Source organism: Streptomyces sp. SID3212, assembly GCF_009865405.1.
Lineage (GTDB): Bacteria > Actinomycetota > Actinomycetes > Streptomycetales > Streptomycetaceae > Streptomyces.
Genome location: NZ_WWJY01000868.1, coordinates 1 through 8,408, shown reverse-complemented (window position 1 = coordinate 8,408; position 8,408 = coordinate 1). Strand labels below are relative to the sequence as shown.

The following is an 8,408-nucleotide window of genomic DNA, read 5'->3' as shown; positions in this document are numbered from 1 at the left end:
GTCGTGAGCGCCCGCGCGCGCTCCGCGTCGCCGCGCGCCACCGCGTCCACGATCGCGCCGTGTTCGGCCCAGGACTCCACGGGGTGGGCGGGCTGCTCGACCACGTACATCCAGGCGATCTTGTGCCGCAGCTGGGTGAGCAGCGAGGTCAGCGCGGGGCTCCCGGAGGCCTGCGCGAGAGTCTCGTGGAACCACGCTCCCAGGGCGCGCAGATCCTCTCCCTGCCCCCGCCTGGCCCGCTCCTGCCCCAGTCTGACCAGGCCGCGCAGCACCTTGAGGTGTGCTTCGGTACGACGCTGGGCGGCCCGGGCCGCACCGAGCGGTTCCAGCAGGAGCCGTACCTCCAGGAGGTCCGCCGCCTCCTGGTCGGTGGGCTCGGCCACACACGCGCCGACGTGGCGGCGGGTGGTCACGAAGCCCTCCGACTCCAGCGTGCGCAGCGCCTCGCGGACCGGGACGCGGGAGACGCCGTACCGCCGGGCCAGCTGTTCCTCGGTGAGCCGGCTGCCCCGCTCGAATACACCGGAGACGATGTCGTCGCGGATCGCCGTGCATACCGAGTGCGCGGGAATGCGCATGTCCGAACCTCCGACTTAATCCGCGCGAAACACTGCCGATTGACGCCTGTTCCGTGACTCTATTGCAATCTTCGCGGATTTCCGATGGGTGCCCGGAATTTGTGCATACCTTTTGGCCATCCGGTGGGCTCGGCGGGCCTGTTCGCGGCACGCACCCGGAGGATCGAACGGACATACGGGGAAACCCCGGCGACGTGGTGCCGCCGGGGTTTCCCCGTGTCCGGAAAAGCTTGTCCTGAATCAGCCCGGATCAGCCCGGATCAGCCGGTGACGACCGTCACTTCGCCGATTCCCAGCGCCTCGACCGGCGCCTTGATCTGGGACGCGTCGCCGACGAGCACCGTGACCAGCCGGTCCACCGGGAAGGCGTTGACCGCTGCGGCCGTCGCCTCGACCGTGCCGGTCTCGGCCAGGCGCGCGTACAACCGCGCCTGGAAGTCGTCCGGGAGGTGCTGCTCGACCTGGTCGGCCAGCGTGCCCGCGACGGAGGCAGCCGTCTCGTACTTGAGCGGGGCCACCCCGACCAGGTTCTGCACGGCCACGTCGCGCTCGGCGTCGGTCAGACCCTCGGCGGCCAGCGTGCGCAGCACCGTCCAGAGGTCGGAGAGCGCCGGGCCCGTGGACTCCGTGTCGACGGAACCGCTGATGGCGAGCATCGCGGCCCCCGTGCCGTCCGGGGCGGAGCGCAGCACCTGGCCGAAGGCCCGTACGCCGTAGGTGTAGCCCTTCTCCTCGCGGAGCACCCGGTCGAGCCGGGAGGTGAGCGTGCCTCCCAGGCAGTACGTGCCCAGCACCTGGGCCGGCCAGACCCGGTCGTGGCGGTCGGCGCCGATGCGGCCGATGAGCAGCTGGGTCTGGACGGCGCCGGGGCGGTCCACGATGACGACCCGGCCGGTGTCGTCCGCCGTGATGGCGGGGGCGGGGCGGGCGGCGGCGGTGTTGCCGGTCCAGGCACCGAGGGTCTCGGCGAGCAGCCCGTCGACGTCCACGCCCGTGAGGTCGCCGACGATCACGGCGGTGGCGGTGGCCGGGCGGATGTGCGCCTCGTAGAAGGCGCGTACGGCGGCGGCGTCGATCCGGCCGACCGTCTCCTCGGTGCCCTGGCGGGGCCGGGACATGCGCAGCGAGGCCGGGAACAGCTCCTTGGAGAGCTGCTTGGCGGCGCGGCGGCCCGGGTTGGCCGTCTCGTGCGGGATCTCGTCGAGGCGGTTGCGGACGAGCCGCTCGACCTCGGGGTCCGCGAACGCCGGGGCGCGCAGGGCCTCGGCGAGCAGGCCGAGCGCCTTGGGCAGCCGGGAGACGGGGACCTCCAGGGAGACCCGGAGGCCGGGGTGGTCGGCGTGCGCGTCGAGGGTGGCGCCGCAGCGCTCCAGCTCGGCGGCGAACTCCTCGGCGGTGTGCTTGTCCGTGCCTTCGGACAGCGCCCTCGCCATGATCGTGGCGATGCCGTCGAGGCCCTCGGGCTCGGCGTCCAGCGGCGCGTCGAGGTTGATCTCGACGGCCACCACCTGCTGTCCGGGGCGGTGACAGCGCAGCACGGTCAGCCCGTTGTCGAGCGCGCCGCGCTCGGGGGCGGGGAAGGCCCACGGCCTGGCCTCGCCGGCGGTCGGCTGCGGATGGAACTCCATGGTCACGGCAGCGTCGGTCACTGGTCCGCCCCCTCGTGCTCGTCGGTCTCTTCGGCGGCTTCGTCTTCTGCGGTGACCGGTTCGTACACCAGCACGGCCCGGTTGTCCGGGCGGAGCCGGGCGGCGGCGACGGCCCTGACCTCGTCGGCGGTGATGTCCAGCACGCGCGTGACGGCGCTGAGCGCCAGCTGCGGGTCGCCGAACAGCACGGCGTACCGGCACAGTTCGTCCGCGCGGCCCGCGACCGTACCGAGCCGGTCCAGCCACTCGCGCTCCAGCTGGGCCTGGGCCCGCTCCATCTCCTCGGCGGTGGGGCCCTCGGCGGCGAGCCGGGCCAGCTCCTCGTCGACCGCGGCCTCGATCTGCGGGACCTCGACCCCGCCGGACGTCTTGACGTCCAGCCAGCCGAGCGAGGGGGCGCCGGCGAGGCGCAGGAGGCCGAAGCCGGCGGCGACGGCGGTCTGGTCGCGCCGTACCAGACGGTTGTGCAGGCGGGACGACTCGCCGCCGCCGAGGACCGTCAGCGCCAGGTCGGCGGCGTCACACTCACGGGTGCCGTCGTGCGGCAGCCGGTAGGCGGCCATCAGCGCGCGCGCCGGGACCTCCTCGTGGATCTCCTCGCGCAGCTGGCCGCCCATGGTCTCGGGCAGGGAGCCGTCGCGCGGCGGCTGCTTGCCGTCGTGGGAGGGGATCGAGCCGAAGTACTTCTCGACCCAGGCGAGCGTCTGCTCGGGGTCGATGTCGCCGACGACCGACAGCACCGCGTTGTTCGGCGCGTAGTTCGTACGGAAGAAGGCGCGGGCGTCCTCGAGGGTCGCCGCGTCGAGGTCGGCCATGGAGCCGATCGGCGTGTGGTGGTACGGGTGGCCCTCGGGGTACGCGAGCGCGGTCAGGCGCTCGAAAGCCGTACCGTACGGCACATTGTCGTACCGCTGGCGGCGCTCGTTCTTGACGACGTCCCGCTGGTTCTCCATCGACTCGTCGTCGAGGGCGGCGAGCAGGGAGCCCATCCGGTCGGCTTCCAGCCAGAGCGCCAGCTCCAGCTGGTGGGTGGGCATGGTCTCGAAGTAGTTCGTGCGCTCGAAGCTGGTGGTGCCGTTCAGGGAGCCGCCGGCGCCCTGGACCAGTTCGAAGTGGCCGTTTCCCTTCACCTGCGCCGAGCCCTGGAACATCAGGTGCTCGAAGAGGTGGGCGAGTCCCGTACGGCCCTTGACCTCGTGCCGGGAGCCGACGTCGTACCAGAGGCAGACCGCGGCGACCGGGGTCAGGTGGTCCTCGGAGAGCACCACGCGCAGGCCGTTGGCCAGCCGGTGCTCAGTCGCTGTCAGGCCGCCGGAACCGGCCTGCGCTGTGGCCGTGTGACCCATGGGCATGTACGTCCCTTCGATCGCGATATGGAGAAGTCCTGCCACTGTATGCAAGCGGGCCGACGCCTGGCGAAGTTCCCGTGCGTCACACGCTGGGAGACGGGGCGAGGTCGGCGTTGTCGGTGGAGCGGTCCACAATGGTCGGCGTCAGTTCAAGTAGTTGCCGTACAGGACCTGTGAAGGAGCCGCAGCAGCGATGGCCCGCCGCAGCACGAAGACCCCGCCGCCGGAGGACTTCGAGGAGAAGATCCTCGACATCGACGTGGTCGATGAAATGCAGGGCTCCTTCCTCGAGTACGCGTACTCGGTGATCTACTCCCGGGCCCTGCCGGACGCCCGCGACGGCATGAAACCGGTGCACCGCCGCATCGTGTACCAGATGAACGAGATGGGGCTGCGCCCCGACCGCGGGTATGTGAAGTGCGCCCGTGTCGTGGGCGAAGTGATGGGAAAGCTCCACCCGCACGGGGACGCGTCGATCTACGACGCGCTCGTCCGGATGGCACAGCCGTTCTCCATGCGGCTGCCGCTGGTGGACGGTCATGGCAACTTCGGGTCGCTCGGGAACGACGACCCGCCGGCCGCCATGCGGTACACCGAGTGCCGGATGGCTGACGCCACGTCACTGATGACGGAGTCCATCGACGAGGACACCGTCGATTTCCAGCCGAATTACGACGGCCAGGAGCGGGAACCGGTCACGCTGCCCTCGGCGTACCCGAACCTCCTGGTCAACGGAGCCACCGGGATCGCGGTCGGCATGGCGACGAACATGCCGCCGCACAACCTCGGTGAGGTCGTGGCGGCTGCTCGCCACCTGATCCGGCATCCGTCGGCCGACCTGGACACGCTGATGCGTTTTGTGCCGGGTCCCGACCTGCCGACCGGTGGCCGCGTCGTCGGGCTCGGCGGCATCAAGGACGCGTACGAGACGGGGCGCGGGACCTTCAAGATCAGGTCCACGGTCACGATCGAGGACGTCAGCGCCCGCCGCAAGGGCCTGATCGTCACGGAGCTGCCGTTCACCGTCGGCCCCGAGAAGGTGATCGCGAAGATCAAGGACCTGGTCTCCGCGAAGAAGCTCCAGGGGATCGCCGACGTCAAGGACCTCACGGACCGTTCGCACGGTCTGCGCCTGGTCATCGAGGTCAAGAACGGCTTCGTGCCGGAGGCCGTGCTGGAGCAGCTCTACAAGCTCACGCCGATGGAGGAGACCTTCGGCATCAACAACGTGGCGCTGGTCGACGGCCAGCCGCTGACGCTCGGGCTCAAGGAGCTGCTGGAGGTCTACCTGGACCACCGGTTCACGGTGGTCCGCAGGCGCAGCGAGTTCCGCAGGACCAAGCGGCGCGACCGGCTGCACCTGGTCGAGGGGCTGCTCGTCGCGCTCATCGACATCGACGAGGTCATCCGGCTGATCCGGTCGAGCGACAACTCCGCGCAGGCGAAGGAGCGGCTCGTCGAGCACTTCTCGCTGAGCGACATCCAGACGCAGTACATCCTGGACACGCCGCTGCGCCGGCTCACCCGGTTCGACCGGATCGAGCTGGAGGGCGAGCGCGACCGGCTCACCGGCGAGATCGACGAGCTGACCGGGATCCTGGACTCGGACGCGGAGCTGCGGAAGCTGGTCTCGACCGAACTGGCCGCGGTGGCCAAGAAGTTCGGCACCCCCCGGCGCACGGTGCTGCTGGAGTCCGGCGCGTCGACGGTGGCGTCGGTGCCGCTGGAGGTCGCGGACGACCCGTGCCGGGTGCTGCTGTCCTCGACGGGACTGCTGGCCCGTACGGTCAACGGCGAGCCGCTGGAGGGCGGTGACGGCCGGCGGACGAACCACGACGTGATCCTCTCGGCCGTGCCCGCCACGGCTCGCGGGGACGTGGGCGCGGTGACGTCCGAGGGCCGGCTGCTGCGGATCTCGGTGATCGACCTGCCCCAACTGCCCGACACGGCCTCGGCGCCGAACCTGTCGGGCGGGGCGCCGGTCGCGGAGTTCCTGACGCTGGAGCCCGACGAGGAGCTGATCTGCCTGACCACGCTGGACGAGTCCTCTCCGGGGCTCGCGCTGGGCACGCTCCAGGGGGTGGTCAAGCGGGTGGTCCCCGACTACCCGTCGAACAAGGACGAGCTGGAGGTCATCTCCCTCAAGGAGGGTGACCGGATCATCGGCGGCCAGGAGTTGCGTACGGGCGAGGAGGACCTGGTCTTCATCACGTCCGACGCGCAGCTGCTGCGCTTCCAGGCCGCGCAGGTACGGCCGCAGGGGCGGCCCGCGGGCGGTATGGCGGGCATCAAGCTGGCCGAGGGCGCGACGGTGATCTCGTTCACGGCGGTGGATCCGGCGGCGGACGGGGCGGTGTTCACGGTGACCGGCTCGCTGGGCACGCTGGACGATTCCGTACGGACCGCGAAGCTCACCCCGTTCGACCAGTATCCGCGCAAGGGGCGGGCGACGGGTGGCGTGCGCTGCCACCGCTTCCTCAAGGGTGAGGACTTCCTCGCGCTGGCGTGGGCGGGCGCGGGACCGGCCAGGGCGGCGCGGAAGAACGGGGCTCCGGTGGAGCTGCCCGCGCCGGACCCGAGGCGGGACGGTTCGGGGACGCCGTTCACGGCGGAGATCGCGGCGCTGGCGGGGCCGGCGCACTGACGGGGGGCGCCCACCGCACGGGCTCTCAGTCGCCGGGCGGGCCTTCGGGTCCGTCCGGCGACTGTGTTTCCGGGGTGGTCGACGGTGGAGCGTCGGGGCCGGCGTTGTCGGACGTGTCGGAGCCGTCGCCGGACGTGTCGGGGCCGGCGTCGTCGGACGGGACGTAACGCAGGACGCCCCACATCGCACGGTCGTCGCCGGCGTCCTGGACGGCGGGGCCCTGGCAGGCCGCCAGCTCCTTGAGCAGGACGTCCCCGTCGATGCCCGCGCCGATCAGCACCAGCTGGGTGAGGCGTTCCTCGCCGGGACCCCAGGGCTCCGGATGGAAGCGCAGGAAGCGGCCGACGGTGTGCAGGGCGTAGCGGTTCGCAGGGTCGCCGTCACCGAAGTCGACAAAGCCCTTGATCCGGTAGAGCCCTTCGGGCCGCGAGTCCAGGAACCGCATGAGGCGGCGCGGGTCCATCGGGGCGGTGGCCGTGAACGAGACGGTGTCGTAGGCGGCGTGCGGATGGCCCTCGTGGGGGTCGGTTTCGGCGTCGTGCGGGTGGGGCTCGTCCGCGTACACGTCCTCGAAGGTCAGTTGGCGTACCTTCTCGTCCTCGGCCGGCCTCACCGCCGGGTCGAAGAGCAGCTCGGGGTCGATCCGTCCGTACGAGGAGGAGATCACCGGCGTCCCGGGGCTCAGCTCGCGCAGGGCGGAGCGGATGCGCTGCCGGTCGTCCTCCGACACCCGGTCGGTCTTGTTGAGGACGACCAGGTCCGCGAGGGCCAGGTGCCGGTCGATCTCGGGGTGGCGGGTGCGGGTGGTGTCGAACTCGGCGGCGTCGACGACCTGGACGAGTCCCCCGTACACCGTGCCGGGATGGTCGCCGGTCAGGATCATCCGGACCAGTTCTTGTGGCTCGGCGAGACCGCTCGCCTCGACGACGATGATGTCGATCTCCGCCTCGGGGCGGGTGAGGCGCTCCAGGTAGCCGTCGAGTTCGCTCGCGTCCACGGCGCAGCACAGACAGCCGTTGCCGAACGAGACGGTGGAGCCGACCTGTCCGGCGACGGTCATGGAGTCGATCTCGATGGCGCCGAAGTCGTTGACCACGACCGCGATCCGGCGGCCCGCGCGGTTGCGGAGCAGGTGGTTGAGGAGGGTCGTCTTGCCCGAGCCGAGGAAGCCGGTGAGCACGACCACCGGGATCTGCTGCCTGCCGGCCGGGTCCGTGCCGCTCATCGCCGTGCCTCCGTGTGGGTGCTGTCCGTGCTGGGTGCTGTCCGTGCTGGGTGCTGTCCGTACTGATGGTGTCCGTATTGATGGTGTCTGTGCTTCCGTGCCTGCCGCTCGTTCCAGGGTATGCGGCGGGGCGGCGCGCCGCCCGGCGGTGGGGCACGCGTCATCGGCCGTACGGCGGCCTCTCGTCCAGCAGGGTCCAGAGGGCGGTCTCGTCCTGTTCGTCCATCGTGAAGGCCGCCGTGAACAGGCGCAGGGTGTCGGCCGACAGCAAGTGTCCGCCGAGCGCGCGGGAGACCCGGTCGCGCAGGGCGCGGGGCAGGAGTTCGCTTCCGGCGGCGTCCCCGTTGAGCCAGAGCCAGTGGGCCAACACCCGTGCCACGGCCGCCTGGTTGACCGGTTCGGAGGTCGCGCGGACGACCTGGCGGAGCCAGCGGTCGCGGTACGGTCCTGGGCGGGCGAGCAGCTCGGCGAGGTGGCGGCCGGCGGCGGATCCGGTGCCGGTGCTGGATCCGGTGCCGGTGCTCGATCCGGTGCCGGTGCTCGATCCGGTGCCGGTGCTGGATCCGGTACCGGTGCTGGTGTTCGTACCGGCGCCACGGCTCGTACCGGCGGGGGTTCGGGGGTGGGTGACGGCCACGTGGTCCGCTCCTGGGCGTAGAGGTGGCGGGTGCGACACAACTGCGACACAGCGGCGATATTCTGACGAAGACCGCGCATTGGTCCAGACCATAGCGGAGCCGCAGGCGCTGACGCCATGGTCGCCAACATCTGCTTCCCGGGGAGTGGTTCGGCGCCGCGGCGGGTCCGCGACGGGGTCGCTCGCCGAAGCCGCACCTGGAGGTCGTCATCACCCGCTCCGCGCCCAGCAGCCCGCGTACGGGCCGCCCGCCGGCCGTTCCCGCGTCGACCGTTCCCGAGCTGCTCGACGCGCGGGCCGCGGAACATCCCGACCGGCTCGCCCTC

6 protein-coding genes are annotated in these 8,408 nt (G+C 71.3%); 1 reads left to right on the top strand and 5 read right to left on the bottom strand.

Annotated elements, in window-relative coordinates; genetic code table 11:
• The 3 genes from GT042_RS26335 to GT042_RS26325 form a co-directional block, all read right to left on the bottom strand.
• Positions 1-578, bottom strand: a 578-nt coding sequence (locus tag GT042_RS26335) for a GntR family transcriptional regulator (RefSeq protein WP_161311221.1), incomplete at its 3' end; no start/stop codon positions are given.
• 260 nt (positions 579-838) lie between these two features.
• Positions 839-2,206 carry a pitrilysin family protein gene (locus tag GT042_RS26330; RefSeq protein WP_202533875.1) on the bottom strand — a complete coding sequence of 456 codons (1,368 nt, stop codon included), beginning with the start codon at positions 2,204-2,206 and terminating at the stop codon, positions 839-841.
• A gap of 17 nt (positions 2,207-2,223) precedes the next feature.
• On the bottom strand, positions 2,224-3,573 hold the full coding sequence (locus GT042_RS26325; protein WP_161311222.1) for a pitrilysin family protein: 1,350 nt from the start codon (positions 3,571-3,573) through the stop codon (positions 2,224-2,226).
• Between the two features lie 196 nt (positions 3,574-3,769).
• On the opposite strand from GT042_RS26325, the gene GT042_RS26320 reads away from it, so the two are divergent.
• On the top strand, positions 3,770-6,220 hold the full coding sequence (locus tag GT042_RS26320) for a DNA topoisomerase IV subunit A (RefSeq protein ID WP_161311219.1): 2,451 nt from the start codon (positions 3,770-3,772) through the stop codon (positions 6,218-6,220).
• A 25-nt stretch (positions 6,221-6,245) separates the two neighbouring features.
• Here the strand turns inward: GT042_RS26320 and GT042_RS26315 are convergent, their stop codons facing one another.
• Both GT042_RS26315 and GT042_RS38350 read right to left on the bottom strand, forming a co-directional pair.
• Positions 6,246-7,445 carry a GTP-binding protein gene (locus GT042_RS26315; protein WP_161311218.1) on the bottom strand — a complete coding sequence of 400 codons (1,200 nt, stop codon included), beginning with the start codon at positions 7,443-7,445 and terminating at the stop codon, positions 6,246-6,248.
• A gap of 160 nt (positions 7,446-7,605) precedes the next feature.
• The gene (locus tag GT042_RS38350) at positions 7,606-8,082 is read right to left on the bottom strand and encodes a hypothetical protein (RefSeq protein ID WP_202533873.1); all 477 of its coding nucleotides are present in this window, start codon (positions 8,080-8,082) and stop codon (positions 7,606-7,608) included.
• Positions 8,083-8,408: the final 326 nt, after the last annotated feature.